Raw genomic sequence first — 25,672 nt, 5'->3', positions numbered from 1 at the left:
CGCCGCCTCCCCCTTGGTGGCCTCCTCCTTGGACGTCTCCCCCTTAGTTGCGCTAATGTCGGTTCCCGCTTCCGGACGATGGATTGCCTGGCCGCTTCTTGACCAGCCACCAAATGACCAGGACGAGCAGGAGCAACAGCAATGCCCATCCGACGGCGGGCTCACCCGAAAGCTGCGCAATGATAGTGACGACGACGAGGACCGCGGCGAAGAAGCCGAGAAGACCGATCAGGATGTCGATATTCTCGGCCTTGCGCTCGGCCTTCCGGTTCTTCACCATGCCGTTATCCGATCAGCACCGCTGGAGCGACTGTCCCTCGGCGCGCCGTGGACGGTCACTTCACACCACCTGCGGTCAGGCCCGCGACGATCTTGCGCTGGAAGATCAACACCATGATGACCAGCGGGATGGTGACAATGGTTCCTGCCGCCATCACTGCCGTGTACGGTTCCTGGTGCGGTTGGCTGCCCGCAAAGGACGCGATTGCAACGGTGACCGGCTGGGTCGCATCGCTGGCGAGCTGACTGGCGAGCAGGTACTCGTTCCAGGACGCGATGAAGGCGAGGATCGCCGTCGTGAATACCGCCGGAGCCGCGAGCGGCATGATGATCTTGCGGAACGCCTGCGACTTGGTGCAACCGTCGATACGCGCCGCTTCCTCAAGTTCCCACGGCATTTCGCGGAAGAAGGACGTCAGTACATAAACGGTCAGCGGCAGGACGAAGGAGATACTCGGAATGATCAGTGCCTGATAGGTGCCCATCCAGCCAATGTCTGTGAAGAGCTGGAACAACGGAGTCACCAGTGCGACGCCGGGGAACATCGACGCTCCGAGGATGACTCCCAGCACCATGAACTTGTACGGGAACTCCAACCGGGCCAGCGCGTAGGCTGCGAAAACGCCGGCGGCCAGACCGATGACGGTCACGCAGACGCCGATGAACAGGCTGTTGAACAACGCCCTGCCCAGATGGTTTCCCAACTCTTCGGAGAACGCGGTGACGAAGTTGTTCAGGGTCGGGTGGGTCGGCCACAACGTCATTTCGAAGGTGTACTGGACCTCGCGGAACGCGGTCACCATCATCCAGTAGAACGGCGCCATGCACCAGATGAAAATCACCGCGGCGCTGGCATACGTGCGGATACTCGCCCATCTGGCACGGCTTCGGGCACGCCGCTTCGGAGCGCTGTCGGGCCCGGTCTCCACGTCGGCGGTGCTGGTTAGTGTACTCACTTGATTTTCGCCTTTCCGCCGGACGTGCTGTCCGCAACGACGTTGGCGCCGAGGAACTTAATGAAGATGAACGCGACCAGGAAGATAATGATGAACGTGATCGTCGACAACGCGGCCGCACTGTTGAAGCCCTGCCGGATCTGCTCAACGACCAGAATCGACAAAGTCGTCGTGCCATTCGCGCCTCCGGTCAGGATCGCCGGCAGGTCGTACATCCGCATGGCATCGAGTACGCGGAACAGGATCGCCACGATCAACGCAGGCTTCACCAGCGGGAGCGTAATGTGCACGAACCTCTGCCAGGCCGATGCGCCGTCGACCTTGGCTGCCTCGTAGACATCGCCCGGGATCATCTGCAGCCCGGCCAGGATCAGCAACGCCATGAACGGCGTGGTCTTCCACACGTCGGCAATAATGATGGCGAACCGGGCCGGCCACTCGCTGCCGGTCCACAGAATCGTGGTGTTGAACAGGTTGTTGGCCACTCCGTTGAACGCGAAGATGAAGAACCACAACTTGGCCGTGACCGCCGTCGGAATTGCCCACGGCACCAGCACGGCACCGCGCAGAATGCCACGGCCCTTGAAAGCGCGGGCCATGATCAGGGCCATCCAGAAACCGAACACCGTCTCCATCGCCACCGTGACAATGGTGAAGAAGAACGTGACTCCGGTGGCAGACCAGAACTGTGCCCCCAGGCTTCCAGGAGCACAAGGAACCGTGCCCCCGCCGACCGCCGCACATTGCTGCAACAGCCACTGGGAGTAGTTCGTAAGACCGGCAAACCCGCCCTCGGTGAACAAGCCGGTCGCCGGATCCAGCCCTGCATCCTGCTGGAGCGACATCACGATGGCGCTGATGATCGGATACAGAATCACGACGGCGAGGAGCACCAGCGTCGGCGCTATGAACAGCGCCGCCCAACGGCCCTGACCGGGAATTTTGCGCTTTTCGTTACCGGATGAGCCCGATTTATCCCCGGGGGGCTTCTCGGCATCGCCTACTGGTACTGCCTGGACAGCCATGGTCCTCCTCCCGCGCAGGCAATATCGCCTGCGCGTGCTTCGTTCGGACCTGAGGGCGGGACCGCGGCCCCGCCCTCAGGCTTTGCCTAAGATCCGGCTGCGGCTGACGTAATAGCTTGCTGCATATCCGCCAATGCCTGATCCACCGATTTCTCCCCCTGCAGGGCGGCATAAGCGTTATCCTGGATCGCCTTTGAGACGGCCGGATAGAACGGCGTCACCGGACGCGGCACGGCATTCTCGATCGAGGTCTTCAGCACGGGCAGGTACGGAAGTTCCTTGACGAGTTCCGGATCGTCATACAGATCCGTCAGCACCGGGGCCAGGGAGCCCTGCAGCGCATAGAACTTCTGCGTCTCCGGGCTGGTGATGAACTCGACGAAGTCATGCGCCGTCGCCTTGTTGTCCGAGTAGACGCTGATGCCCACGTTGTGTCCGCCGAGGGCGGAGGCGCCTGGTCCATCACGGCCCGGCAGCGGGGCGATGGCGAACTTATCCTGCACCTTCGAGGATTCCTCGTTCTTGGCCAGGCCGTAGACGTACGGCCAGTTGCGCAGGAACAGCAGGTCGCCGTCCTGAAACGCGATGCGGCTTTGTTCCTCCATGAAGGTGATGGCCTGCTCCGGAATGTTCCCGGTCTCGAATCCCTCGACCAGGTTGGTCAGACCGGCCTTCGCCTCGGGGGTCTCGAGCGTCGGCTTGCCGCTGTCGTCGAGGATGTCGCCGCCGGCGGTGTTGATCGCCTCGACGGTGTTGACAGTCAGGCCCTCATACTTGGCATACTGGCCGGCGTAGCAGCCCATGTCGTTTTCTTCGGCGATGTCGCACATGCCCATCATTTCTTCCCACGTCTCCGGCGCCTTGGGCACCAGATCCTTGCGGTAGTAGAGCAGGCCGGCGTCGCTGGATTGGGGCGCGGTGTAGAGGGTGTCGTTGTAGGTGCCGCTGGCGACCGTGGCCGGCAGCATGTCGCCGGTTTCGATGGCGAGCTCGTCCTCGAGCGGCTGCAGCCAGCCCTTGGCTGCGAATTCAGCGGTCCAGATCACGTCGACGCTCATCACGTCGTATTCTTCGTTCTGGGCCTGGAAGTTCTGGACCAGGTCGTCGTGCTGCTGGTCGGCACTGTCGGACTGCTCCTTGAAGGTGACCTTCTCGTCCGGGTGCGCCTCATTCCACTTTTTGATCAAGGGCCGGACAACGTCGCTGTTGTCCTTGCCCTGTACGTAGGTAATTGGTCCGCGTGCATCCAGGTTCTGGGAGGCCGGTCCGTCGGCTTCTCCGCCGCCGCCACCGCCACCGCCGCCGCCTGTGGATCCGCCGCATGCCGTCAGGGCAAGGGCCAGAACGCCGGCCGCAGCGACCGGGGCAAGTCTCTTACTATTGAACATAAACTCTCCTCGTTGAGACGGCCGCCTGAATACGAAGGCCGGTTGAGTGATGAGCATCATATTAGTAATGTGATTCACATCAATGCAAGCGCTTACGTAAATCGACGTCGAAAGGTCTCCCTTGACTGACCTCCAGCAGACTCCATCCGCGAGGCGAGCCTCCGAGCGATCAGAGCGATCCGTGCCGTGGTGGTCCGACGCGGTGATTTACCAGATCTATCCGCGGTCGTTTGCAGACGCTGACGACGACGGCATGGGCGACCTCGCGGGAGTCACCGAGCGGCTGCCCTATTTGGCGCAACTGGGCATTGATGCCATCTGGTTATCCCCTTTCTATGTCTCCCCGCAGGCCGACGCCGGCTACGACGTCGCCGATTACCGCGACGTCGATCCGCTGTTTGGAACCCTTCAGGACTTCGACACCATGCTCGCCGCCGCGCACGAACGTGGAATCCGTGTCATCGTGGATCTCGTTCCCAATCACACCTCGGATGAGCACGTTTGGTTCAAGGAAGCGCTGAACTCGAAGCGTGGTTCCCGCGCCCGTGACCGGTATATCTTCCGCGACGGGAAGGGCGAACACGGAAAGCAGCCGCCCAATAACTGGCAGTCGGTCTTCGGCGGTCCGGCCTGGAGCAGGCTGATGGAGGTCGACGACGGCTCAGAGTTGGGTCCGCAGTGGTACCTGCATCTGTTCGACTCGAAGCAGCCGGATCTGAACTGGGAGAACCCCGAAGTCCAGGAAGAGATGATTTCCGTCCTCCGTTTCTGGCTTGACCGGGGTGCCGACGGTTTCCGCATCGACGTCGCCCATGGCCTGGTTAAAGAGGAAGGGCTGCCGGACTGGAGCGGACAAGCCGGGATGGTCGAGGGTGAGAGCCCGACGGTCGAAGCAACCAATATCGAGGATGAGGAGCAGGCCCGGATGGGCGGTCCGGCCGAGTCCGACGCCGGCCGCTCACCAATGTTCGACCAGGACGGCGTGCATGACATCTACCGCCGCTGGAACGAGGTCCTGTCCGAATATCCCGGGAACAGAATGCTCGTCGCAGAGGCCTGGGTGGAACCGGCAGAACGGCTCGCCCGCTACATCCGCCAGGATGAGATGCAGCAGGCCTTCAATTTCGATTTCCTGCTGGCCGGCTGGGATGCGCGCCGGATGGCCAAGAGCATCGAGGAATCGCTCAGCGCTGCTTCCTCCGTCGGCTCGCCGAGCACCTGGGTGTTGTCCAACCACGACACCATCCGCCACACCACCCGCTTTGGCCTCCAGGACCCGACAAACTTCCCGAAGGGGGTCGGGCCCGGCGACGAGCAGCCGGACGAAGCACTCGGGCTGGCAAGGGCGAGGGCGGCCACGCTGCTCATGCTCACATTGCCCGGCTCCGCCTATATCTACCAGGGTGAAGAACTCGGCCTGCCCGAGCACACCGCGCTGGACAGCCATGTCCGCCAGGATCCTTCGTTTTTCCGGACCCAAGGCGCGGAAAAGGGCAGAGACGGTTGCCGGGTTCCACTGCCGTGGCGCTCGGACGCCCCGGGTTACGGATTTGGCGATTACACCGCCAGCGACGCCGGTCCCTGGCTGCCCCAGCCGGCGAGCTTCAAGCGGTACGCGGTTGACCGGCAGGAAGGCATTGCCGGTTCCACTCTCGAGTTCTACCGCTCCGCGCTGGCGTTCCGCGCCGAATACCAGCTCGGTGCCGGGGTTCTGGAGTGGTCACCGCTGAACAAACCGGACGACGGCGTCCTGTCGTTCAATAATGGACCGGTCTTGGTTTTCGCCAATCTGGGCACCGGACCTGTTGACCTGCCTGGCGACCACAACGTGGCACTTTCCAGCAGCCCTGACGCGGTGGATGGCACCCGGCTCGCACCGGACGCCGCCGTATGGATGCTGCCGGAGAAGTAGCCAGGACGTCAGCTCAGCGGACGCGTTCGGCGCGGACGAACTTCGTCCGCGCCCCGGCGCCCATGCTGATCAGCACCGGTCGGCTGATCCCGACGACGGCGTCAAGCGCGCACACCAGTTCAGATACTTCTTCGGCAATGATGTACGGCGCCACTCCCGGACGCGGATGCAACCGGACGCGCAGTCCCGGTTCACCCTTGATCCTGTAGGCTGCCACAGTTGCATTGACCAGATCAGTCCGCTCCGCGAGCGCACCCTTGAGCGCCTGTTCCGCCACGGAGCCGTTGATCAGCACGCGTCCACCGTCGCGCTCCCGGCCAAAGTCCCCGGCAAAGTCGCTCGTCCTGCCCTTGCCTTGATTAGCCGCCCACGCCACCATGCCCACAATCAACAGCACGGTGAGCACAGCCAGCACAATCCACAGCCAGCTGTCCCGCTGGCCCTCGAGGGTCGTCTGTTCAAAAAGCGCGTGTGTCCGGCTCTGGATTACATCTGCAACGCTGTGCCACCAAGGGCCGGCTGCCGGAACGATGGCCAGAGCCAGCGCCAATGCGCCAATCGTCAGCAGAATAGCGCCGATGATTCCCAGCAGGAACCGGTTGAGGGCGCGCGGAGTGCCGTTCATACGCCGATCACTCCTTCAGCCGAGACCTTGACTTTGACGTCGGGCAGCGGCTTGACCGGCGTCCGGACCAGCTCGTCCTCCACAGCTTCGGCGATGGCGCCCTCATTCACAGGGATGCCCGACGTCGGCCTGACATTGACTTCAACCAACCGCCGGGAGACTGTGACCAGCACCTGTTCCGGCGTCACTCCTGCCTCCGCACGTGCCCGCCTCGCCAGTGAGGATGCAATGACTTCATTATCGACGACGACGGCGGCACGGGGATTCGGGATGATGTGCCGTGAGCGGCGGCCGGGCAACACGGCATTCAGGAAAAAGTACAGCCCCAGGAGGAAGATCAACGCGCCGACGGCACCCAAGGCCAAGGGATCAACTCCGGACGGCAGGTTACTGATCCATTCCCAAGCCTGCTCGGGCGCCAGCAGCCACGGTTCCTGACCGAAGGCCTTCAACGCCGCCTCGAAAAGGCAATAGACGGCGAAAACGGTTACCAGGCCGGCTGCCAGCACGGACGCTGCGGCACGGGAGGCATGCGTTTCCCTGCGCAGGATTCCTGCCGTAGCCGGATCCGGAGCACGCTCGGTTTTCTCTGCACTCATTGGACGCGTCCGCCCTCCTTGACCCGTACACCGGTTATCCGGATGTCGACCCGGCTCAACTGGGAACCGGTCAGGTGGGTGATTTTTTCCAGGATAATTTCCCTGGCCGCCAGCCCCCGCTCCCAGATTGAACCGCCGATGTTGTCGAGCGCCGACGGGTCACGAGCGACGCGGGTTAGGGAAGGGATTTCAATTGGCAGTACCAGCGAAAGAGCGAGCAGGCCGGTGTCATCCCGCCAAGTGGCCCGTATCTGGTCCCCCGGAACCCTCAGCACCTCCGAAGCGGCGGCCTGTGCAACACTCGTCAGCGCCTGTGTGCTGATCCGGTTGTGTCCCGAATATCCCGATCTGTCTCCGGCGCGCGCGGCATTGCGAACGGTTTCCGCCCGGGAAGCCAGCTCCGTCACGAGGAGGATCGCCGCCCGGTCAGGGCGTCCCGGACACCGCGTAGATCAAGCTTGCCTTCGGCTGCCCGCCCCAGCAATGCTCCGACGGCCATGAAGACCACCATGAGCAGGAAGCCCCAGAACTGGAACAACAATGCGGTGAACGCAAGAATGGCGCCTATACCGATGCCAATGACGGTGAGATTCATTCGAATCCCTCACTTCCTGTATGACTCAAAGACCACTAATCGCCAACGTTCCATCCGCCCTGCCGCTACTTCTCATTCGCCTGCTGCTTGCCGTCGTTGACGCCGGGTACGTTCACATCGTTGATCTCGACGTTCACCTCGATCACACTCAATCCGACGAGATCCTGCACCGCAGTGTAGACGGCTGCGCGGACCTGGTTCGCAACATCCTGAAGCGGATTTCCATACGAGGCCACGAGATTAATATCGACCGCGACCTGGGTCTCACCGACCTCGACGCGTACGCCGTGGGTTAGATCGCTGCTGCCGACGGCGTCGCGCAGGGCTCCGAGGGCACGTGATCCTCCGGTACCCAGCGCGTAGACGCCTTCGACCTGACGCGCCGCGATACCCACCACCTTGGCTACGGCGACATCCGAAATGACAGTCCGGCCGGTCGCGTTCTCCGCAGCGGCCTGCTGCGCGCGCGACGTCTGCGGACTGTTCTTCCCGAGCACTTCGGCCTGCCCCGCACTATCACCCGCGTCAGCAGCCGTGGAACGGAAGTTTTGGTCCGGGCCGGTTAAGGGCTCGGTTCGGATCTCAGTTGTGTGGGCGCCACTGGAGCGGGCATCGTCGTCGACCATCATCCACCCTTTCTGTTAGCTCCACCCTAGCCCGTCGCGTGCCTCTGCAGGGCAGAAAAACACCGATGCTGAAATGTGGAGAAAATGCGGTTAGAAGCAGTTCGGTCAGCGCAGTTTGGGACAGTTCTCCATGACCCACTCCTCGATCGGAATGACCGCCTGCTCGAAGGCCGCCTCGTCAAAGTTGGCGTATGCATGACCACTCTTGGCGAAGACTTGCTCCACCTCATGGAAATCGTCGCGAAGTTCGGCCGGCACCTTTTCCTTGAGCTGGGTCAACTCGCTCACCGCTTGCTTGGCTTCCGCCCGGCCTCCGCCGTACGAGTAAGTCAATGGGGCGAAGGCGATCGAGAGCATTTGGGCACTGATCGCTTTGCAGGCCTTGCTCATGTTCTCAAAGGCCCCGCTGACGGCGGCACCGGCGGACGCTTCGTCGCTGTCGGCGCTCTCTTCATTGTCCCGACCATCCTCAAGGGTCTTGTCGGCGGTGTCCTCATTAGCATCCGGTTCATCACCGGTGGAGCTGCCGGTGCCGTTTGCCTCGTCCGTTGGGTCTGCGGCACCAGCATCCGCGCCGCCGCTTGGGTTCGCGCCGCCAGGCTGGTTGGCTCCGCCATCCGCAATAGGATCATCTGCGGAGGGGCCGTCCGCCCCTGCGTCTTTGGCGTCTGGACTATCGCTGCCTTCCGGACCTGGATTTGTGTCCGCGCCACCGGCGGGGTTACCGGAGTCTCCGTCGCCCGGCCCCGCACCTTGGCTCGAGTCCGCCTCACCAGCAACGCTGCCGCCCTCGTCCGGGCCGGAATCACCGCCGCCGTATGGGCCCATGGGTGCATCGCCGGCATCAGCGGTGGTCGGAACGGCTCCCACTGAGCTGCCCTCTGTCGAGATTTGGTTCTCTCCCGGCAGGCTTTCGCCCTCGGTGCTACCGGCGCCGGAGCAACCGGTCAGGACGAGAGCAGCAGTGAGAAGGGTGGAAGGAAGGAGAGCGCGTGCGGAGCGGTGACGGTTCCCGAAAGCCTCAGGCGCACATTCCATGCCACGCGAATGCATCGATATCGCAAGGCCTTTCCGGCCGTCGAACTGGTTCATGACGCCCTCCAAAACGGTCCCTCCAGAATACAACCGGCCGATCCGGCCCGACCGGATTCCAACATCCCGTCTCTGTAACGCTTTGGAGTTTGCGAACCACGTTCCGGCTACGCCCGGGGTTCTGCACGCCCCTCGCTGCTGGTGGCATTAAATCCAAAAAAGGCCCGACGTCGCACGTCAGGCCTTGGTCTTTCCGGCGCCCGTAAGCGCCGATGGTGGCTCCGACCGGCGTCGATCCGGTGACCTTTCGATTTTCAGTCGAACGCTCTACCAACTGAGCTACAGAGCCCGGCGCCACTGTTACTGGCGCCGTGACGATCCGGTTTTTGGCCGGAACGCCAATGCGACCCTGACGGGACTCGAACCCGCGACCTCCGCCGTGACAGGGCGGCGCGCTAACCAACTGCGCTACAGGGCCTTACTAACAAGACTGGTCAATACTACCAGCCTCAACACACAGGAAAGTTACTCCTGCAGTACCCCCAACGGGATTCGAACCCGTGCCGCCGCCGTGAAAGGGCGGTGTCCTAGGCCGCTAGACGATGGGGGCATCGGACACTACACGCGAAACTCCGCCCGATTCGCATCGAGGGAACCTTCCCGTTGTGGACCTATAAAAGCATAGGGCCCAGCGGCCGATTAAACAAAATGGAGCGTATCTTCCATCGGCCGTCGTCGCGCCGGCCCCCGGGACAGGGTAGAAATGGAAGGTGATGGAGATGCCCGAGGAAGAATTCGAGGCGGCGGTCGACGACGCGATTGACCGCATACCGGAAGACCTGGCCAATGCAATGAGCAACGTCGCCATCTTCATAGAAGACAACTATGAACCTGCCCCTGGCGAGGACCCAGACACGGTGCTGCTGGGCATCTATGAGGGAACTCCGCTGACCGAACGGGACGGTTGGTGGGAAGCAGGTTCGCTGCCGGACCGGATTGTCATTTTCCGCGAAGCGATCCTTGAAATGTGCGAAAGCCGTGAAGAAGTCATCGAGGAAGTACTCGTGACGGTCGTTCATGAAGTGGCCCACCATTTCGGCATTGATGACGCACGATTGCACGAGCTGGGCTGGGGATGACGGCCGGGCGATAGCCTTAACCCATGGGGCACAGTCACACTCACGGGATCCAGCCCGGCACCGCCACGGGCAAGCACCGCAAACGGCTGTTCATCGTCGTCGCTATTACCCTCACAGTGGTTGTTATCCAGGTCGCCGGCGCCGCTTTGTCCGGCTCTCTGGCACTGCTGGCCGACGCCGGACATATGCTCTCCGACGCCGCGGGGGTTTCGATCGCGCTGCTGGCTTCCTGGATTGCCACCAGGCCCGCCAGCGACCGCAGCACTTATGGGTATCAACGCGCCGAGGTGCTGGCCGCCCTGGCGAACGCCCTGGTCTTGATCGTCATCGCAGTAGTGATCTTTATCGAAGCTCTCCGCCGGTTCGGTTCAGAGCCGGAAGTGGAGACAGGGATCATGCTGGCCGCGGCTGTAATAGGTGCGGTGGCGAACCTCGTCTCATTGCTGATCCTGCGCGGCGGTCAGAAGGAGAGCCTCAACGTCCGCGGGGCCTATCTGGAAGTCCTCGGAGACCTGCTTGGGTCGATCGCCGTCATTATCGCCGCCGTCGTCATTGCCACCACCGGCTACACCCAAGCCGACACGTGGGCCTCGATCCTGATCGCCCTGATGATCCTGCCGCGGGCGTGGAGCCTGCTCAAGGACGTCGTTCACGTGCTGCTGGAGGCGACCCCCAAGAATGTGGACCTGGACATGGTCCGCGAGCACATCCTCAGTGTCGACGGCGTGACGGACGTGCATGACATCCACATCTGGACCATCACCTCGGGCGTGCCGGTGTTTTCCGCGCATGTGGTGATCGGCAATGAGGCGTTCGACGCCGGCGGCGCGGACCGTATCCTGGACCGGCTGTGCGAGTGCCTGGGCAGCCATTTCGACACCGAGCACTGCACCTTCCAGCTGGAACCCCAGGCCCACGCCCGGCACGAACGGGAGCAGCACGCCTGAGCCGTGGCATGGCGCCATCGAGCCGGTCAGCTGGAGCCGAGCAGCGGGCCGAAGTCGGGCCGGTTGGCCAGTCGCGGATCCGTACGGTCGGGCACCACCATGAGTGGCCCCTTGGCATGGTGCATGACGCCCTGGCTGGTGGAGCCGAGCAGCATGCCGGCAAACCCTCCCCGGCCACGGGAGCCCAACACCAGCAGCTCCGCCGTCCTGGACGCTTCAATCAGCACCTCAACCGGGGCTCCATCGACGACCTGATGCGAAATATCCAGGCCCGGGAAGTGGCTCTGCAGCCAAGCCTTGCCGGCGTTCAGCTGCACCTGGATGTCGGCGTAGAGAGCCTCGCGATCCAACGGCGCCGGCACCCAGGCCAACGAGCCGGTAAACGGCGGAACGGAACAAATCATCCGCAATGGGCGCCGCCACCGCACGGCCTGTTCGGCGGCCACCAGAACGGCCGCACGCGCCTGCTCCGAGCCGTCGACGCCGACCAGGACCACAGGCTCCACATCCGCCGCACTCGTGGCCGGCTGCCCGTCGCGCTCCTGTGGGGCTTCGATACCTGCTTCTTCCAGCCGCGACGCGCTGCACAGCGGAATGGTGACTGTGGGACATTTGGCATGGGCTGGCAAGGCGCTGCTGACCGAGCCGAGCAACCTGCCCATGAAGCCACCCCGGCCCCGGGAACCGACCACCATGAGCTCGGCTTCTTCGGACAGCTCAAGCAGCACGCCGGCGGCATCGCCGGTTTCCACAGTGGCATGCACCTCGACGTCGTAATCCGCCACCTTGGCGGCGGCCTGCCGAAGCACAGTTTCCGCGCCATCGCGGATCACAGCGTCGTCGACTGTGGCATAGCCTCCGTCAAGTCCGGAAGCGGCGAAAATCGGAACCGTATACGCGGTTACCAGATGCAATGGTGCACGACGGCGCTGAGCCTCCTTGGCGGCCCAAATGAGTGCGCAGACACTTTGGTCGGAGCCATCAACTCCCACCACGATCCCGCGCGGCTTCCTTCCGTCCCGACTGTGTCCGGCTTTCTCGCTCATGGCCGGTGCCTCCTAGACTGCCCCCGAGGGCGTTGATTCCGCCTGCTTCAAGCTTACCTTCAAGTGACCGACCACACAGCAGCGACGTCCTACAACTGTGGAAATCACACTTCATACGCTATTGCCCCTGTGGAGAACCGGCCGGCCGCTACCGGGCAGCCGAAGAATTCTGTAGGCTCGGATCAGTGTTCCGCGCCGGGATTACCGCCGGGGAATCTCCAGCGGTCACGCCTGTGACCGGGTCATTTCGCTTACCTATTGAAGAGCCGCAACTGGGGGCTGCTCAATGGGCCTGTTCTCCTACCGTTCGGGGAGGTTCCAGTAGTGGGCAATGCGCCATGCACGTCAGCGGCCATGGAGTCTACGACCACGGTGGTCATCGGTTCAGGTCTGTCCGGCCTGGCAGTTGCCAGTGAGTTGAGCCGCAAAGGCGTCGCCGCGATTGTGGTGTCCGGTTGCGGCGGGCTCCTCGGAGACTGCAGCACACACCGCAGCCCCGCCGACCCATCGATGTTGCATGAGCGCGCCGACCTGCTGAGATTGCTGCGGACCTACGCCAGCAATCACGCAGTCGATATCCGGAAAGACATCCACGCCGAGGATCTCATCCTCCAACAGAACGACGGCGGCACCGGGCATCCCACGGACGGCACCCAGCCGCGCAAATGGGCGGTGCAAACCGAACAGGGAGTCCTGATGGCTGACAGCATCGTGCTGACGAACTGCCCACAGAATCAAATCCGACGGGTGCTGAAATCAGTCGGGATCACCGCCGGCTGTGATTTCCTGGCCGCGATGCGCGCCATCGGCCTCCATCTGGTGGGTATCGGAGACCTGCTCGCCCCCACCACCCGGGAGATCGTGCACCAGGCGAAAGTTGTCAGCGAAGCGATCGTCTCCGAACGCATGATCAGCTCCGGGCCGACAGCCATCGCCTAAGACGTTTGCGGCAGCCAGCCGTTGTCCCAAAAACGTTATGCGGCAGCCAACCAAGGGTGAAGCCAGCCTGTCAGCGGGTGTCAGCCGCCGTCGTCGTTCCTGCCCAAACGACGCCGGGCCATGATGCCAATGATGATCACCAGGACCACCAGAACCACGCCCATGATGACCACAAACGTGGTCGGGAAGACTGTGGCAGGCTCATCGGGGTCTACGGTCTGACTTTCTGATCCAGCCTCGGCTGAGGGAGATTCAACGGGCTGTTGGGAAGACACCTCGGCACCGCCTGGGCCGCCGGTGGCCGCGGTGAATTCGAAGACCCCTTCAATCGGGTGCGAGTCCGAGGACACGACGCGCCAGGTCACGGTGTATTTTCCGCCGGGAGCATCCGGGCTGATCGCCTGGGTGGCGACTTTGTCCACTATTTCCACGTCGCCGATGGCCCAATCTTTGCCATTTTCATCCTGGACCTTGATTTCGGAGCCGAGGGCGATGGGGGTATCCGTGAAGGTGAGCTTGATCGCATCGGGAACACTCTGCAGACTCTGTCCATCCTTGGGGCTCGACTCCGCCAGGGAATCGTGGGCCGACGCGGCCGAAACCGGCACCATCAGGCCCAACAGCGCCACGAAGAGGGCGGCCAGGGCCCTGCGGATGGATACTGCAGCGGATGCTCGTTGCACGGTGTTGCCTCTCGACGATGTCTTCCATACCAGCGTAGGACATATCAGCCGCTGAAAGTCGGCCAGTTCGCTATGGGCGGTAGGATTCTCAAGGACCATCCGCCGTCGTGCACGAGGAAATCACTATGCTCAAGCCGGGCTCTGCTCTCGACCGCTTTTTTCACATCTCCACGCGGGGCAGTTCGGTTTCGCGCGAATTCCGCGGTGGACTGGCAACCTTTTTTGCAATGAGTTACATCGTGGTGCTCAACCCGCTCATCCTCAGCGGAGCCGACTCCACCGGAGGCGAACTGGGCCCTGCGCGCGTCGCCGCCGTGACCGCCCTCGTTGCCGGTGTACTCACTATCCTGATGGGCGTCTGGGCTAAATACCCGTTCGCGCTGGCGACCGGACTCGGCGTCAATGCCTACGTGGCGGTGACCGTTGCTTCCAACCCGGGCCTGACCTGGCCGGATGTCATGGGGTTGGTGGTGCTGTCCGGTGTCACGATGCTGATCCTGGTCCTCACCGGATTCAGGACGGCTGTCTTCAACGCCGTTCCACCGAGCCTCAAGACCGCCATCGTGGTCGGCATCGGCCTGTTCATCGCTTTGATTGGGCTGGTCAATGCCGGCTTTGTCCGCCGCATCCCGGATGAAGCTGGAACCACCGTGCCCGTTGGCCTCGGCTTTGGCGGTGTACTGCTCGGCTGGCCGACGTTGGTTTTTGTCTTCGGGCTGATCCTGACCATCGCCCTGGTGGTGAAAAAGGTCAAGGGCGCCATCCTGATCAGCATCATCGCCGCGACGATTCTGGCCATCATCATTGAGGCAATCTTCCCGTCAGGTGTGCGGCCGCAGGATCCAACTGGATGGTCGCTGGTGGTGCCGCAGGTGCCGGAGACGTGGGTTCAACTGCCGGACCTGAGCCTGATCGGCGAGATCAGTCTCTTTGGCGCCTTTACCAATCTGGGAGTCACAGCCGCCTCCCTGCTGACCTTTACCATCCTGCTCAGCATCTTCTTCGACGCCATGGGAACCATGGTTGGCCTGGCAAATGAGGCGGGGCTCACTGACGAGGAAGGCAACATCCCAAACGTGGACCGTGTGCTGATCGTCGACGCCATCGGTGCCATCGCAGGCGGCGCCGGGTCAGTGTCCTCGAACCAAATCTATGTCGAATCCGGGGCCGGTATCGGTGAGGGCGCCCGCACCGGCCTGGCCAACGTCTTCACCGGTCTGTTGTTCCTGCTCGCCGTGCTCTTTACGCCCCTGGTGGCAATCGTCCCGTTCGAAGCGGTGGCCCCGGCCCTCGTCGTCGTCGGCTTCATGATGGTGTCACAGGTAGGCCGGATCGACTGGTCCGACTGGGGCGTCGCCATTCCGGCCTTCCTGACCTTCACCCTGATGCCATTTACGTACTCGATTGCCAATGGTCTCGGTGCCGGCTTCATCGCTTTCGTGCTGGTGCGCAGCTTCCAGGGCCGGGCCCGCGAAATCCACCCGCTGATGTGGGGCGTGGCCGCGGCCTTCGTCATCTTCTTCGGTCTTGGCCCGATCGAACAAGCCCTCGGCGTGCGGTAACTCACCTCCAGTCCACCGCAGGACCAAAGGCCGGGCGCGTTAGGGTTGGTAGCAATAACAGCCGGGCGGACTGATGTTGCCGGCAGCGTCAGCCGTGACGACTTTGGGGGAAATGGAGTGCATCAAGCCACCGGTGAAGGGGCCGACCCTCCGCTGGACAGCGACGAGCCCTCCGCATCCCGGCGTCGGCAGGCAGGAAGCCGCCGCGCACTCATCGTCAGTACGGCCCGTGACCGCGGTGCACTGGCAGCGGCGAGAGCCCTCAACCAAGCAGGATGGACTGTCGGTGTCGGCATGCCCGATGCTCCGGGGATGCTCGGATCCTCACGCGCTTGTGCTGCCAGACATCTGGTACCCCGGCCGCGGGGTGATGGAACCGCCTTCGTGAACGGCGTCCGCAGCGCCGTGACGGCGGGCGCGTACGACGTCGTCTTCGGTGGCGGGGATGATTGGATGGCGGCGCTGTCCACCTACCGGAATGACATTCCCGCCCGGGTGGCCCATCCCCGGTCTGGCGTGGTGGAAGCCGCCCTGGACAAGGTGAACCTCGCCGAAGTTGCGTTTGGTGCCGGGTTGGCTGCGCCGCACACCGAAATGGCGACAGAGCAGGCGCTTGCCGGCTGGACCGGGCCTGTAATAGTCAAATGCCGTGCGCATTGGTCCCAGGGCCAGACCCGTCCACACCGTATCGAAGCGAAGCTGTTTCCAAACATTGAAGCAGCGCGGAAGCAAGTCGAGCACCTCCAGGATGCGGGAGCGGAGGCTGTGCTGCAAACGCCGGTCAGGGGCAGTCTTGGTGCCCTGATCGGCATTTTCCACGATGGCCGGCTCAACGGACGCGTCCAGCAAAACACATCCCGGCTATGGCCTACCCCCAACGGCGCCTCCGCCCGTGCCGAGACAATTCCGGTCGATGAGGACTTGGCCACCAAGGCCGAGACGCTGCTCCACCGGCTCAATTGGAGTGGACTGGTTGAGCTTCAATTCCTGACGGGCGCCGACGGCGTACCACATCTGATCGACCTGAACGGCCGGTTCTTCGGATCCCTTGCCTTGTCGAACTCCGCACGGCCGGGACTCATTGACGCCTGGGGCCAGCTTGTCCTTGACGGCTCAATGCCGGAGCTTGGAGATGCCCGCCCGGGGATCCGCTACGCATGGACGGCCGGCGACCTGCGGCGTGCAGCTGTGGAGCGCCGCAATGGTCTCGCTGCGGACGTCGTCGACACGCTGCATTGGGCCAGGAAAGCACGGCACAGCGTGTGGAACCTGCGTGACCCCGGACCGGCATGGAGCCTCGCTGCCGGGCGGTTCACCCGACCGGGCAGGAACACCGGGAAGACAGTGCCCCAGCCGGCGCAGCGCTGACCAGGGCTTCGTTGTTCGACGTCGTTTACTTACTTGATTCAACGCCGGCGCCGTACCGCGCGGATCGTCTCCCCCAGCAGTAACCGCTCCGGTGCCCGCAGCGCAACAAGCCCGAGCAGGTAGAGTCCGCCAACGACCGACGCGACGGCGGCCGCAGTCACAATCGCTGGAAAACCGGCCAGAGCTTCGAGCACGGCATATCCGGCGGCTCCGGCAACAACCGCGAGTACGGTTGCACGCGCAAGCAAAACTGCTGCCCCCCTCAGGTTCAATCCGCGGTGCAGGCGGTGCAGCAACCACCCGTTCGCGAGCGCCGCAAACAGCAGCGACGCGCTGGTGGCCAGCGCGATTCCGGCCAAACCGATCACTGGGGCCAGGAGTATGTCTCCAGCAACATTGATCGCCATCGCCAGTACGGCGACCATGACGGGGGCCCGTGAATCGCCCAATGCATAGGCCGCACTGACGATCACCCGTCTGCAGCCTAATGCGAGCAATGCCGGCGTGTACCAGAGAACCGCAGTGGCCGTCGCGGTGACATCTTCTTCGGTGAACGCGCCGCGGCCGAAAGCCAGTTCGACCAACGGAACGGCCGCGATCGCCAGGACCAGGCACAGCGGCGTGAGCACGGTTACCGTAACTGCCAGGGCACGTCCGACCAGCCGCCTGATTTCCGTGATGTTCCCGGCTGCCGCGCCCAAAGCCGGGTAGAGCGGAACGACCAACGAGGCGATAATCAGCATCTCGGGAAGGTTGATCAAGCGCCAGCCATACGACAGGGCAGTAATCGCACCGTCCTCCAGCGTTGAGCCGACGGCCCTGTCCACCATGATGTTGACGTTCCCAATGGCGCTGCCGAACAGCAAAGCGGGCACCAGCCGGGCGATCTCCCGGAAGCCCGGATCCCGCAAATTCCAGCGGGGCCGCACACTTGCCCCCAGAGCACGCACCGGAGGGAACTGCATCAGAAGCCTGGCGCCGGAGCCGACGACGAAACCCACGGCGAGGGCCATGATCCCGTAGCGGGGACCGAAGATGCCTGCCGCGCCGATCATGATGATGTTGAAGGGCACGCCCTGCAGCGAGGACCAGGAGAAGCGTCCATGGGCATGTGCGAGGGCGGCCAGCAGATCGGTTCCGGCGACGAGGACGGCTGCGATCAGCACCACGCGGGTCAACTGCGCGGCAGTCGCCGTCTCGGCCTCATTGAAGCCCGGTGCGAGGACCGACGTAACGGGACCAACGAAAATACCCATGATGACGCTGCCCAGCCCCAAAACGACCAGCGTGACCGTCAACGCCACGTCGAAACCGGGATGTCCGCGGCAGCGACCGTCCTCGCCGTCGGCTTCGCGGGCAACAACGGGAGTAACCGAACGAGCCATCGCAATCGCCGCCAGGCCGAGGACGATGTTCAGCAGCCCCTGAGCCACGAAGTACGCGTCCAGTTCGAAACCAGCGCCAAAGACGGCGGCGATCACGATATCCCGGAAGAAGCCAAGCAGGGTGGAGATGGCCGTCAGCCCGGTCACAAGTAATGCGGCGCGGGGTACGCGCCCACCTCCCCGGCTAGCCACGGACTACCGGAAAGGCTGTTGTGCAGCAGCGGTGAAGGCTCACTGAACGAGCCCCTCATCGTCGGTCAGGATCTTCGCCCCGGTGCAGAACTGGCGCACCCGCGCGTCCTCCCATACCTGCGCAGGGACACCGCCGCCGAGCAGGTCCCTCGCGAGCCGCGGATTGGTTCCGACCGGCACATCGCTGCCGGCAATAATGACATTCCCGTAGCGCCGGCCCTTGAGCATCGGCGGATCCGCGATCACTGCCAGATGTTCGAAGACCGAGCCGATGGTGGCCATTTCCCGTTTGGCTGTGGCCAGGTCCGGCGAATCCCCGCAGTTGACCATGTAGATGCCGCCCGGCGCCAGCACCCTCCGCGCGGACACTGTGAACTCGGCCGTTGTCAGGGCGACCGGAGTGTACTGGCGGGAGAAGACGTCGCGGATGATCAGATCGCGGCTGGCGTCCGTCAAGGATTCCGTCACCTCCCGCGCTTCGCCGACCCTGATCCGCACCAGCGGCGCCCTCGGAATGTTGAACCATTCCCGCACCAGAGCGGCCAGCCTGCCATCGATTTCGACGACGACCTGCCGCGCATTGCCGTAGGCCGCCGCCAGGTACCGCGCCATCGAACACGCTCCCCCGCCCAGATGCAGCGCCCGCAGTTTGTCGTCGAAGCTCCAATGCGATTCGATCAGCCGGGCCATCCAGGCCATGTATTCGAATTCGAGCCGCAGCGGATCCTCAACGTCCACATGCGATGTCTGCACACCGTTGAGCTTGAGCAACCAGCCGGTCGGGTTGTCGTCGTCGGAAATCAGCTCAGCGCTGCCGGTGTCCACCTCATAAACGCCGTCCGCCGGGCCCTGCCGTTGGCCCGATATGCCGGCCCTGGACTCCATGCGGGTTTTTGAGTCCCCGCCGCCCTTGGAATTCCCGCCGTCGGACTTGGCCTTCCTGGTTTTGCCCTTGCCCATCAGCGCCGCACCATCCGGAACATCGGCTTGCCGTACCAGCTCGGACCACAGAGCAGTGAGGTACCATCCGGGACGAAACCGTTGCGCCGGTAGAACCGTTCGGCCCTGGCATTGTCATTCAGGATCCAGAGGTAGGCTGCCCGGTCATCGATGGCGGTATCCAGCATCCGTTGCCCCAGCCCGGAACCGTGGGTGGCCGCCAGCGTGTAAAGGTGGTGCAATTCCAAAGCAATGGGCGACGGCGGCGCATCCCGCTGCCACTCGACGTCGCGCTTGGCACCGGCCGCGGCTATCCCGACGACGGCCCCTGCGGCATCGACCGCGATCCAACTGCGGCTCAGGCCGCTACCGCTTTCCTGCTCCAGACGGGCGCGGTGGCGTTCGATCACCTGGTCCAAAGTGGATTCATAACGCTGATGGAATTCTTCCGGCATGATGTGCGCATATGTTTCGCGCAGGGTCTGGACATGCGTCCGCGCGTAGGCAGCGGCATCCTCGGGTCCGGCCCGTCGGACCTCGTACTCGGGCAGCGGGACGGTCATGCCTCCATGCTATTAACGTACGACGGCGATGGCGAACCCATCCCAGCCCTTCGCCCCAACCGTCTGGATCGCCGTGGAATCAAGCCGCGGGTGGCTTCCGAGCAATTCGAGGGCTTCGCGGGTGCCGCGGATATCCGCGTCTTCGACACTGCCGGCTCCAGCACCTCCCGCAGCTCCGCCGCTTCCTGACGTCTCTTCGGCGACGACGCCGTCCCGTATGCTGCCGCCGCGGACGACGTTATCCAGCACAATCACGCTGCCCGGGCGGGAAAGTTTGACCGCCCACTCGAGATAGTTCGGGTTGTTCGCCTTGTCGGCATCGATGAAGAAGAGGTCGAAAGGCGCCTCGTCCGTCAGTGCCGGCAGGGTGTCCAGGGCAGCGCCCACGCGGATATCCACCTTGTCGGAAAGGCCGGCCCGCTCGAGGTTTGCCCGTGCGACTTCCGCGTGCCGGGGTTCGAACTCGCAACTGATGATCCGGCCGTCCGCGGGGATGCCGCGTGCCATCCAGATGGTGCTGAAACCACCAAGAGTGCCGATTTCCAGTACCTTTCGCGCGCCCTGGATCTGAGCGAGCAACATCAGCAGCTTCCCTTGGGCCGCGGTGACCTCGATGGCCGGCATCCCGGCGTCGGCCGTGGCGCGTACCGCCTGCTCCAGCGCCTCGTCCGGGCCCACGACGGTGCGCTTCAGGTACTCGTCGACGTCGTTCCACTGGTCTTTCACGCTGACTCCTTCATAGGTTCCGGCCGGAAAAGCCCTCAATGGCCGCCGTCGTCGATGGCGCGTTCGAGACGCTCGACCTTGCCGGTCAATTCGCCGGTGTGGCCTGGGCGGATGTCCGCCTTCAGCACCAACGACACCCGGCTGCCATAGCGTCCGACGGCTTCGGTGGCGCGTCTGACCACCTCCATCACTTCGTCCCAGTCGCCTTCGATTTCGGTGAACATCGAGCTGGTGTGGTTGGGCAGACCGGAATCGCGGACCACCTTGACGGCGGCCGCCACGGCGTCGTGCACTGACGCGTTGCCGCGGGTGGATGACGCGCTATTGGCCGGTGCATCGCCGTCGGGAGTGCCGGAAGGGGCTACTGAAAAGGCAACAAGCATGCTGTTAGTCTGCCATGCCCGGCATCTGGATATAAGCCGTCGCTGCCCGCCGGAGAACTACCCTCCGAAGAACGGGGCCACCTGGTTATAGAGCTCCTGGAAGCCGAGCACGATGAAGACCAGGGCCACCACGCTCAGCAGCACGTTGCTCAGCACCTTGTTGCGCCACTGCTGGGGAACCCGTTTGCTGTTCAGCAACCACAACAGGGTGATCGCCAAAAACGGCATGAACAACGCACCGAGCACGCCGTAGGCGACAATCAGCGCGAACGGCTCGCCTATCAGCAGCAGCAACATGGGTGGGAAGGTCAGCCAAAGCATGTAGGCGCGCGCCTGCTTACTGCCCGACCCTGGCGCCTTGTCGGCCGACAGGTCCTTCGGATGCTTCCGGTAATTGACGATGAAGTCGGCAAACATCAGGGCAACGCCGTTCCAGACACCCAACAGCGAGGAGAATGAAGCCGCCCAGAAACCGACCAGGAAGATGATCGACCATGCCTCTCCGTAACGGTCGGCAAGCACACCCGCCAGGTCGATCAGACCGTCGTCGCCCTCGGACAAAGCAATGTTGGCGGAGAACAGCAGTTCCGCACCGACAATCAGCATGGAGATAGCCAGGATGCCTGTGACGATATAGGCAACGGAATTGTCGATCCGCATGACCTTCATCCATTGCGGCGTGTGCCAGCCCTTCTCCTTCAACCAATAGCCATATGCCGCCAGGGTGATGGTTCCGCCCACGCCGCCGGCAATTCCCAGCACGTAGAAGAGCGAACCTTGAGGCAGCCGGGGAACGAGGCCGGAGATAATGCCGCCCAGATTCGGGACAGCAAGGACAGCGGAGCCGACGACGGAGACAAAGAGGATGCCCACCATCACGGTCATGATTTTCTCGAACCCGCCGTACTTTCCAAACCAAACCATCGCCAGCCCCACGACACCGGAGATGACGGCAAAGACATTGAGGGGAATGCCGGGAAAGAGCGTCGCCAGGGGAAGTGCGCTCGACGTCATGGCGGTGGCACCGTAGACGAAGCCCCAGAGGATGACGTAGATGCCGAAGTACCAGCTGGTCCAGATTCCCAGCGAGCGCCAGCCCTGGAAAATCGTCTTGCCCGTGGCTAGATACCAGCGGCCGGTGCCCTCCACGAGGACGATCTTGAAGATGCAGCCCAGCACCGCAGCCCACAGCAGTACATAGCCGTAGAGGCTGCCAGCCAGCAAGGTCGCGACAAGGTCGCCAGCGCCGACGCCGGTTGCCGCCGCGACGAGGCCGGGACCAACAATGCGCCACTTCGGGGTTTCTTCCGACACACCTTGTGTGTTGACTGACTCGGCCACGACTACTCCCAGGTTTTGCGGTATTCCCCAATGAATCGCTTGAACTCTACGCGCGCCAGCACCGCCCCACAAGGCTGTTACGGGCAATGGTGGTTTCAAACTGGCACGTTTGACAGGATGGACGGACGGCATGCGGAAACGGGGCCGAAGCAAAGGATGGCGCGGATGGCCAAAGGGATCTATATCAGCGCGATGACGCCGAGTTCGGGGAAGTCGCTGATCAGCCTTGGCCTGGCCGACACACTTCACCGGCACGCCGGCAGATTCGGCTTCTTCCGCCCAATTTCCGACGGCGACGACGTCTCAGCCGATCCGATGGTTGAGATGATCCAAAAGCAGTTCGACCTCCCCGCGGAACGCTGCCGCGCCGGGCTCAGCGCCCACGAGGCCCGGAACCTGCTGGCCAGCGGAGACCGCGACGAGATCGACTCCCGGTGTGTGGCAATTTTCTCCGGAATGTCCGCCGAATGCGACGTCATCATTGTCGAAGGAACGGATCTTACCGGCCACGACGCCGCCGTTGAATTCGATCTCAATGCCCGCCTCGCCAACAACCTCGGCTGCCCGGTTCTCGCCGTCGTCAATGCCGGTGACATGTCGGTGGAAGAGGCCGCCGACGCCGTCGACGTCGCCCGCCGCGAATTGTCCGCGGCCAACTGTTCCCTGTTGGCGATGATGGTGAACCGGGCCGATCCGGAAGCACTGGAGGAAATCGGCAAGGCCGTCCGGCCGGGGGCTTCCAAACGGCCGGTGTACATCATTCCCGAAATACCTGAGGTGTCCCGGCCGACCGTCGCGGAAGTTGCTTCCGATCTGGCGCTGGAACGGGTGGCCGGCAGCCTTAATCTGGAACGTGACATTGTTTCCACCAAGGTCGCCGCCATGAGCGTAGGCAATTTCCTGCACGAGCTCACGGACGGCACGCTGGTCATTGTCCCGGGCGACCGCGCCGATGTCCTGGTCGCAACCCTGGCCTCGGCCTTATCCTCCGACTTCCCGGTTCCGGCGGGCATGATCCTGACCGGTGGGCTCGAGCCCGAGGAGCACATCGCGATCCTGCTGGACCAGGCGCCCTTCCCGATCCTGAAACACCCCGAAGACACCTATTCGACGGCGCGGCGGGTCAGCGGTGTGCGCGGGGAAATCACCACCGGCCAGCCGCGCAAGATCGCCGCAGCCTTGGGGGCCTGGTCCAACCGTGTGGATGGGGCCGAACTGATCGAACGGCTCACTATCCCGCGGCCGGAGAAAACCACGCCGCTGCGGTTCCTGCACGAATTGATCGAGCGCGCCCGCTCCGAACGGATGCAGATCGTCCTGCCGGAGGGGACCGATGCCCGGGTGCTTCAGGCGGCGGAAATCCTGCGCCGCCGGGATGTCTGCGGCCTAACCATCCTCGGCCCGGAAAAGCAGGTGCGCGAGCTGGCCGCCAGTGAAGGCGTCAGTCTGGACGGTGTAGACCTGATCGATCCGGAAGCGAGCGACCTTCGGGAGGAATTTGCCGCCGAATACGCCCGGATCCGGGAGCATAAGGGCGTGGATCTTGCCGCCGCACGGGAAAGAATGCTCGAAGGGGCATACTTCGCTACCATGATGGTCCAGCTGGGCAAGGTCGACGGCATGGTCTCCGGCGCCGCGCACACCACCGCCAACACCATCCGGCCGGCACTCGAGTTCGTCAAGACCCGCGACGGCGTCAAGATCGTTTCGTCCGTGTTCCTGATGCTGCTGCGGGACCGGGTTCTGGTCTACGGCGACTGTGCTGTCAACCCGGAACCGGACGCCGAGCAGCTGGCCGACATCGCCATCGCCTCGGCAGAAACGGCTGAAGATTTCGGCATCCAACCCCGCATTGCGATGCTCTCCTACTCCACCGGGGAATCCGGATCCGGCGGTTCCGTAGAGGAGGTCCGGCGGGCGACCGGCATGGTCCGCGAGCGCCGTCCCGACCTGCCTGTGGAGGGGCCCATTCAGTACGACGCCGCGGTTAACGCCGCCGTCGCCGAATCGAAACTGCCCGAATCCTCCGTGGCGGGCCAGGCCACGGTGTTTATATTCCCCGATTTGAATACTGGCAACAACACCTACAAGGCCGTGCAACAGTCCGCCGGAGCGGCCGCCGTCGGGCCCGTACTGCAGGGGCTCCGCAAACCTGTCAATGACCTTTCCCGCGGCTGCACCGTGGAGGACATAGTGAACACCGTGGCCATCACTGCCATCCAGGCGCAACCTTCCCGGGAGTCTTAATGCTCGTTCTGGTTCTCAACTCCGGCTCCTCCTCGATCAAGTACCAGGTCCGGGAAGTCCCGCCCCCCGGCGCGGACGACAATCAAGAAGCCATTCTCACCGAGGGAATCGTCGAACGCATTGGCGAGGGGGAAGTTGAAAACCATACCGCTGCGCTGGAGCAGATCAACTCCGGACTCTCCGAAGCCCTGGGCGACCGGCAGATCGACGCCGTCGGCCACCGCGTGGTGCACGGCGGTGAACGTTTTGGCGAACCGGTGCTGATCACCAACGAAATTACCCGCGCGATTGAGCGGCTCAACCCGCTGGCGCCGCTGCACAATCCGCCCAACGTCCTCGGCATCCGGGCCATCGCCGATAAATGGCCGGACCTGCCGCAGGTGGCCGTCTTCGATACGGCGTTCCACCGCACGCTTCCGGAACGAGCCTGGCGGTATGCCATTCCCGACGACTTCTACCGCAAGTACGGCATCCGCCGGTACGGATTCCACGGCACTTCCTGTGAATACGTCACCCAGCAGGCAGCGGAATTGCTGGAATGTCCACTCGGGGAGTTCAACGCCGTCGTCGCGCATCTTGGAAACGGCGCCTCGGCGACCGCCATCCAGGGCGGTATCAGCGTTGACACCTCCATGGGATTCACCCCGCTCGAGGGGCTGGTGATGGGCACGCGATCGGGTGACCTTGACCCATCCATCCTGCTGTTCCTGGAACGTGAAGGGTTCAGCGCCGATGAGCTGGACGAGATCCTGAACAAACAGTCAGGGCTCAAGGCGCTGTTCGGACAGAACGACATGCGGGCCATTGTCGAAGCCGGCGACGACGAACGCGCCGGCCTGACGCTGGACATTTCCTCCTACCGGCTCGCGAAGTACATCGGCGGGTATCACGTCGCGGTCGGTGGTGCCCGGGCGATCGTGTTTACCGCCGGCATCGGCGAAAACTCACCGCAATTCCGGCAGGCGGTGGTGGCACGGCTGGCGCCGCTGGGTGTGAAGCTCGACGACGGCGCGAACCTTGGACCGGCCGGCGGAGCCCGGATCATTTCGACCGAAGACTCTGCCATTCAAGTGCTCGTGGTTCCCACCGATGAAGAGCGTGCCATCGCCGGGGCTACAGCCGCCGTCGTCAACCACCGGGCTGGCGGCAAGGACTCGTAGAGCGGCGGGCCAACA

Annotated in this window: 26 protein-coding genes and 3 tRNA genes; 8 read left to right on the top strand and 21 right to left on the bottom strand. The window is 63.4% G+C overall.

Features of this window, described 5'->3' with window-relative positions; translation table 11 throughout:
• Positions 1–52 precede the first annotated feature (52 nt).
• The 4 genes from ACX80B_RS06260 to ACX80B_RS06245 all read right to left on the bottom strand — a co-directional run bounded on the left by ACX80B_RS06260 (position 53) and on the right by ACX80B_RS06245 (position 3,648).
• On the bottom strand, positions 53–280 hold the full coding sequence (locus ACX80B_RS06260) for a hypothetical protein (protein ID WP_459294161.1): 228 nt from the start codon (positions 278–280) through the stop codon (positions 53–55).
• A 55-nt stretch (positions 281–335) separates the two neighbouring features.
• A complete protein-coding gene (locus ACX80B_RS06255) occupies positions 336–1,208 on the bottom strand; it encodes a carbohydrate ABC transporter permease (RefSeq protein WP_459294324.1) in 873 nt (290 codons plus the stop codon).
• 23 nt (positions 1,209–1,231) lie between these two features.
• Positions 1,232–2,260, bottom strand: coding sequence for a carbohydrate ABC transporter permease (locus ACX80B_RS06250; protein WP_459294159.1), 1,029 nt, complete (start codon positions 2,258–2,260; stop codon positions 1,232–1,234).
• A gap of 86 nt (positions 2,261–2,346) precedes the next feature.
• Positions 2,347–3,648 carry an ABC transporter substrate-binding protein gene (locus tag ACX80B_RS06245; RefSeq protein WP_459294157.1) on the bottom strand — a complete coding sequence of 434 codons (1,302 nt, stop codon included), beginning with the start codon at positions 3,646–3,648 and terminating at the stop codon, positions 2,347–2,349.
• 181 nt (positions 3,649–3,829) lie between these two features.
• Here ACX80B_RS06245 and ACX80B_RS06240 point away from each other — a divergent pair, with 181 nt between their 5' ends.
• Positions 3,830–5,560, top strand: a complete 1,731-nt coding sequence (locus tag ACX80B_RS06240) for a glycoside hydrolase family 13 protein (RefSeq protein WP_459294155.1) — start codon at positions 3,830–3,832, stop codon at positions 5,558–5,560.
• A gap of 13 nt (positions 5,561–5,573) precedes the next feature.
• Here the strand turns inward: ACX80B_RS06240 and ACX80B_RS06235 are convergent, their stop codons facing one another.
• The 9 genes from ACX80B_RS06235 to ACX80B_RS06195 all read right to left on the bottom strand — a co-directional run bounded on the left by ACX80B_RS06235 (position 5,574) and on the right by ACX80B_RS06195 (position 9,647).
• Complete coding sequence (locus ACX80B_RS06235) at positions 5,574–6,185, bottom strand: Asp23/Gls24 family envelope stress response protein (protein WP_459294153.1); 612 nt, start codon at positions 6,183–6,185, stop codon at positions 5,574–5,576.
• The gene (locus tag ACX80B_RS06230; RefSeq protein WP_459294151.1) at positions 6,182–6,784 is read right to left on the bottom strand and encodes a DUF6286 domain-containing protein; all 603 of its coding nucleotides are present in this window, start codon (positions 6,782–6,784) and stop codon (positions 6,182–6,184) included. The genes ACX80B_RS06235 and ACX80B_RS06230 overlap by 4 nt, the downstream gene beginning before the upstream one ends.
• On the bottom strand, positions 6,781–7,182 hold the full coding sequence (locus ACX80B_RS06225) for a hypothetical protein (protein ID WP_459294322.1): 402 nt from the start codon (positions 7,180–7,182) through the stop codon (positions 6,781–6,783). The genes ACX80B_RS06230 and ACX80B_RS06225 overlap by 4 nt, the downstream gene beginning before the upstream one ends.
• Positions 7,183–7,187: 5 nt before the next feature.
• Positions 7,188–7,379 carry a DUF2273 domain-containing protein gene (locus ACX80B_RS06220; RefSeq protein WP_026535581.1) on the bottom strand — a complete coding sequence of 64 codons (192 nt, stop codon included), beginning with the start codon at positions 7,377–7,379 and terminating at the stop codon, positions 7,188–7,190.
• 65 nt (positions 7,380–7,444) lie between these two features.
• A complete protein-coding gene (locus ACX80B_RS06215) occupies positions 7,445–7,876 on the bottom strand; it encodes an Asp23/Gls24 family envelope stress response protein (protein WP_459294320.1) in 432 nt (143 codons plus the stop codon).
• A gap of 234 nt (positions 7,877–8,110) precedes the next feature.
• On the bottom strand, positions 8,111–9,097 hold the full coding sequence (locus ACX80B_RS06210; protein ID WP_459294148.1) for an ICP22 family protein: 987 nt from the start codon (positions 9,095–9,097) through the stop codon (positions 8,111–8,113).
• Positions 9,098–9,310: 213 nt separating this feature from the next.
• A tRNA-Phe gene (locus ACX80B_RS06205) sits at positions 9,311–9,386 on the bottom strand.
• Between the two features lie 55 nt (positions 9,387–9,441).
• Positions 9,442–9,515, bottom strand: a tRNA-Asp gene (locus ACX80B_RS06200).
• Between the two features lie 59 nt (positions 9,516–9,574).
• Positions 9,575–9,647 (bottom strand) — tRNA-Glu (locus ACX80B_RS06195).
• A gap of 163 nt (positions 9,648–9,810) precedes the next feature.
• Here ACX80B_RS06195 and ACX80B_RS06190 point away from each other — a divergent pair.
• Entirely contained in the window at positions 9,811–10,176 is a 366-nt protein-coding gene (locus tag ACX80B_RS06190; protein WP_459294318.1) for a metallopeptidase family protein, read from the top strand.
• A gap of 23 nt (positions 10,177–10,199) precedes the next feature.
• Positions 10,200–11,123 (top strand): cation diffusion facilitator family transporter, encoded by a 924-nt coding sequence (locus ACX80B_RS06185; protein WP_459294146.1) that lies wholly within the window; start codon positions 10,200–10,202, stop codon positions 11,121–11,123.
• A 26-nt stretch (positions 11,124–11,149) separates the two neighbouring features.
• Here ACX80B_RS06185 and ACX80B_RS06180 read toward each other — a convergent pair whose 3' ends face one another.
• Positions 11,150–12,169, bottom strand: coding sequence for a universal stress protein (locus tag ACX80B_RS06180; protein WP_459294144.1), 1,020 nt, complete (start codon positions 12,167–12,169; stop codon positions 11,150–11,152).
• Positions 12,170–12,523: 354 nt separating this feature from the next.
• Here ACX80B_RS06180 and ACX80B_RS06175 point away from each other — a divergent pair, with 354 nt between their 5' ends.
• Entirely contained in the window at positions 12,524–13,108 is a 585-nt protein-coding gene (locus tag ACX80B_RS06175; RefSeq protein WP_459294142.1) for an NAD(P)-binding protein, read from the top strand.
• A gap of 80 nt (positions 13,109–13,188) precedes the next feature.
• Here ACX80B_RS06175 and ACX80B_RS06170 read toward each other — a convergent pair whose 3' ends face one another.
• The gene (locus tag ACX80B_RS06170) at positions 13,189–13,791 is read right to left on the bottom strand and encodes a copper resistance CopC family protein (RefSeq protein WP_459294140.1); all 603 of its coding nucleotides are present in this window, start codon (positions 13,789–13,791) and stop codon (positions 13,189–13,191) included.
• Positions 13,792–13,916: 125 nt separating this feature from the next.
• Between ACX80B_RS06170 and ACX80B_RS06165 the strand changes: the two genes are divergently transcribed.
• The gene (locus ACX80B_RS06165; RefSeq protein ID WP_459294138.1) at positions 13,917–15,353 is read left to right on the top strand and encodes an NCS2 family permease; all 1,437 of its coding nucleotides are present in this window, start codon (positions 13,917–13,919) and stop codon (positions 15,351–15,353) included.
• A 117-nt stretch (positions 15,354–15,470) separates the two neighbouring features.
• Entirely contained in the window at positions 15,471–16,721 is a 1,251-nt protein-coding gene (locus tag ACX80B_RS06160; protein WP_459294136.1) for an ATP-grasp domain-containing protein, read from the top strand.
• Positions 16,722–16,759: 38 nt separating this feature from the next.
• Here the strand turns inward: ACX80B_RS06160 and murJ are convergent, their stop codons facing one another.
• The 6 genes from murJ to ACX80B_RS06130 all read right to left on the bottom strand — a co-directional run bounded on the left by murJ (position 16,760) and on the right by ACX80B_RS06130 (position 22,223).
• Positions 16,760–18,298: a murein biosynthesis integral membrane protein MurJ gene (murJ, locus tag ACX80B_RS06155; RefSeq protein WP_459294134.1), complete on the bottom strand. Its 1,539-nt coding sequence runs from the start codon at positions 18,296–18,298 to the stop codon at positions 16,760–16,762.
• Between the two features lie 39 nt (positions 18,299–18,337).
• Positions 18,338–19,183 (bottom strand): spermidine synthase, encoded by an 846-nt coding sequence (locus ACX80B_RS06150; protein WP_459294316.1) that lies wholly within the window; start codon positions 19,181–19,183, stop codon positions 18,338–18,340.
• Between the two features lie 74 nt (positions 19,184–19,257).
• Positions 19,258–19,800 (bottom strand): GNAT family N-acetyltransferase, encoded by a 543-nt coding sequence (locus tag ACX80B_RS06145; RefSeq protein WP_459294132.1) that lies wholly within the window; start codon positions 19,798–19,800, stop codon positions 19,258–19,260.
• 12 nt (positions 19,801–19,812) lie between these two features.
• Positions 19,813–20,526: an O-methyltransferase gene (locus ACX80B_RS06140; RefSeq protein WP_459294130.1), complete on the bottom strand. Its 714-nt coding sequence runs from the start codon at positions 20,524–20,526 to the stop codon at positions 19,813–19,815.
• Positions 20,527–20,561: 35 nt separating this feature from the next.
• The gene (locus ACX80B_RS06135) at positions 20,562–20,909 is read right to left on the bottom strand and encodes a thiamine-binding protein (protein ID WP_459294128.1); all 348 of its coding nucleotides are present in this window, start codon (positions 20,907–20,909) and stop codon (positions 20,562–20,564) included.
• 57 nt (positions 20,910–20,966) lie between these two features.
• Entirely contained in the window at positions 20,967–22,223 is a 1,257-nt protein-coding gene (locus ACX80B_RS06130; protein WP_459294126.1) for an Nramp family divalent metal transporter, read from the bottom strand.
• Between the two features lie 192 nt (positions 22,224–22,415).
• Between ACX80B_RS06130 and pta the strand changes: the two genes are divergently transcribed.
• Complete coding sequence (gene pta, locus ACX80B_RS06125; RefSeq protein ID WP_459294124.1) at positions 22,416–24,497, top strand: phosphate acetyltransferase; 2,082 nt, start codon at positions 22,416–22,418, stop codon at positions 24,495–24,497.
• Positions 24,497–25,657, top strand: coding sequence for an acetate/propionate family kinase (locus tag ACX80B_RS06120; RefSeq protein WP_459294122.1), 1,161 nt, complete (start codon positions 24,497–24,499; stop codon positions 25,655–25,657). Before pta ends, ACX80B_RS06120 begins: the two co-directional genes overlap by 1 nt.
• The last annotated feature ends 15 nt before the right edge of the window (positions 25,658–25,672 follow it).

The sequence above is a fragment of the Arthrobacter monumenti genome (assembly GCF_054511255.1).
Note: the sequence above shows the minus strand (reverse complement) of the source record. Positions and strands in the feature narration are given on the sequence as shown.

What these genes read in the sequence shown, in the direction of transcription:
- ACX80B_RS06145 (WP_459294132.1), bottom strand. Translation starts at nt 19,800, where the DNA reads ATGACCGTCCCGCTGCCCGAGTACGAGGTCCGACGGGCCGGACCCGAG.
- ACX80B_RS06250 (WP_459294159.1), bottom strand. Translation starts at nt 2,260, where the DNA reads ATGGCTGTCCAGGCAGTACCAGTAGGCGATGCCGAGAAGCCCCCCGGG.
- ACX80B_RS06190 (WP_459294318.1), top strand. Translation starts at nt 9,811, where the DNA reads ATGGAGATGCCCGAGGAAGAATTCGAGGCGGCGGTCGACGACGCGATT.
- ACX80B_RS06230 (WP_459294151.1), bottom strand. Translation starts at nt 6,784, where the DNA reads ATGAGTGCAGAGAAAACCGAGCGTGCTCCGGATCCGGCTACGGCAGGA.
- ACX80B_RS06175 (WP_459294142.1), top strand. Translation starts at nt 12,524, where the DNA reads ATGGAGTCTACGACCACGGTGGTCATCGGTTCAGGTCTGTCCGGCCTG.
- ACX80B_RS06245 (WP_459294157.1), bottom strand. Translation starts at nt 3,648, where the DNA reads ATGTTCAATAGTAAGAGACTTGCCCCGGTCGCTGCGGCCGGCGTTCTG.
- ACX80B_RS06120 (WP_459294122.1), top strand. Translation starts at nt 24,497, where the DNA reads ATGCTCGTTCTGGTTCTCAACTCCGGCTCCTCCTCGATCAAGTACCAG.
- ACX80B_RS06185 (WP_459294146.1), top strand. Translation starts at nt 10,200, where the DNA reads ATGGGGCACAGTCACACTCACGGGATCCAGCCCGGCACCGCCACGGGC.
- ACX80B_RS06220 (WP_026535581.1), bottom strand. Translation starts at nt 7,379, where the DNA reads ATGAATCTCACCGTCATTGGCATCGGTATAGGCGCCATTCTTGCGTTC.
- ACX80B_RS06150 (WP_459294316.1), bottom strand. Translation starts at nt 19,183, where the DNA reads ATGGAGTCCAGGGCCGGCATATCGGGCCAACGGCAGGGCCCGGCGGAC.
- ACX80B_RS06210 (WP_459294148.1), bottom strand. Translation starts at nt 9,097, where the DNA reads ATGAACCAGTTCGACGGCCGGAAAGGCCTTGCGATATCGATGCATTCG.
- ACX80B_RS06235 (WP_459294153.1), bottom strand. Translation starts at nt 6,185, where the DNA reads ATGAACGGCACTCCGCGCGCCCTCAACCGGTTCCTGCTGGGAATCATC.
- pta (WP_459294124.1), top strand. Translation starts at nt 22,416, where the DNA reads ATGGCCAAAGGGATCTATATCAGCGCGATGACGCCGAGTTCGGGGAAG.
- ACX80B_RS06180 (WP_459294144.1), bottom strand. Translation starts at nt 12,169, where the DNA reads ATGAGCGAGAAAGCCGGACACAGTCGGGACGGAAGGAAGCCGCGCGGG.
- ACX80B_RS06165 (WP_459294138.1), top strand. Translation starts at nt 13,917, where the DNA reads ATGCTCAAGCCGGGCTCTGCTCTCGACCGCTTTTTTCACATCTCCACG.
- ACX80B_RS06260 (WP_459294161.1), bottom strand. Translation starts at nt 280, where the DNA reads ATGGTGAAGAACCGGAAGGCCGAGCGCAAGGCCGAGAATATCGACATC.
- ACX80B_RS06135 (WP_459294128.1), bottom strand. Translation starts at nt 20,909, where the DNA reads ATGCTTGTTGCCTTTTCAGTAGCCCCTTCCGGCACTCCCGACGGCGAT.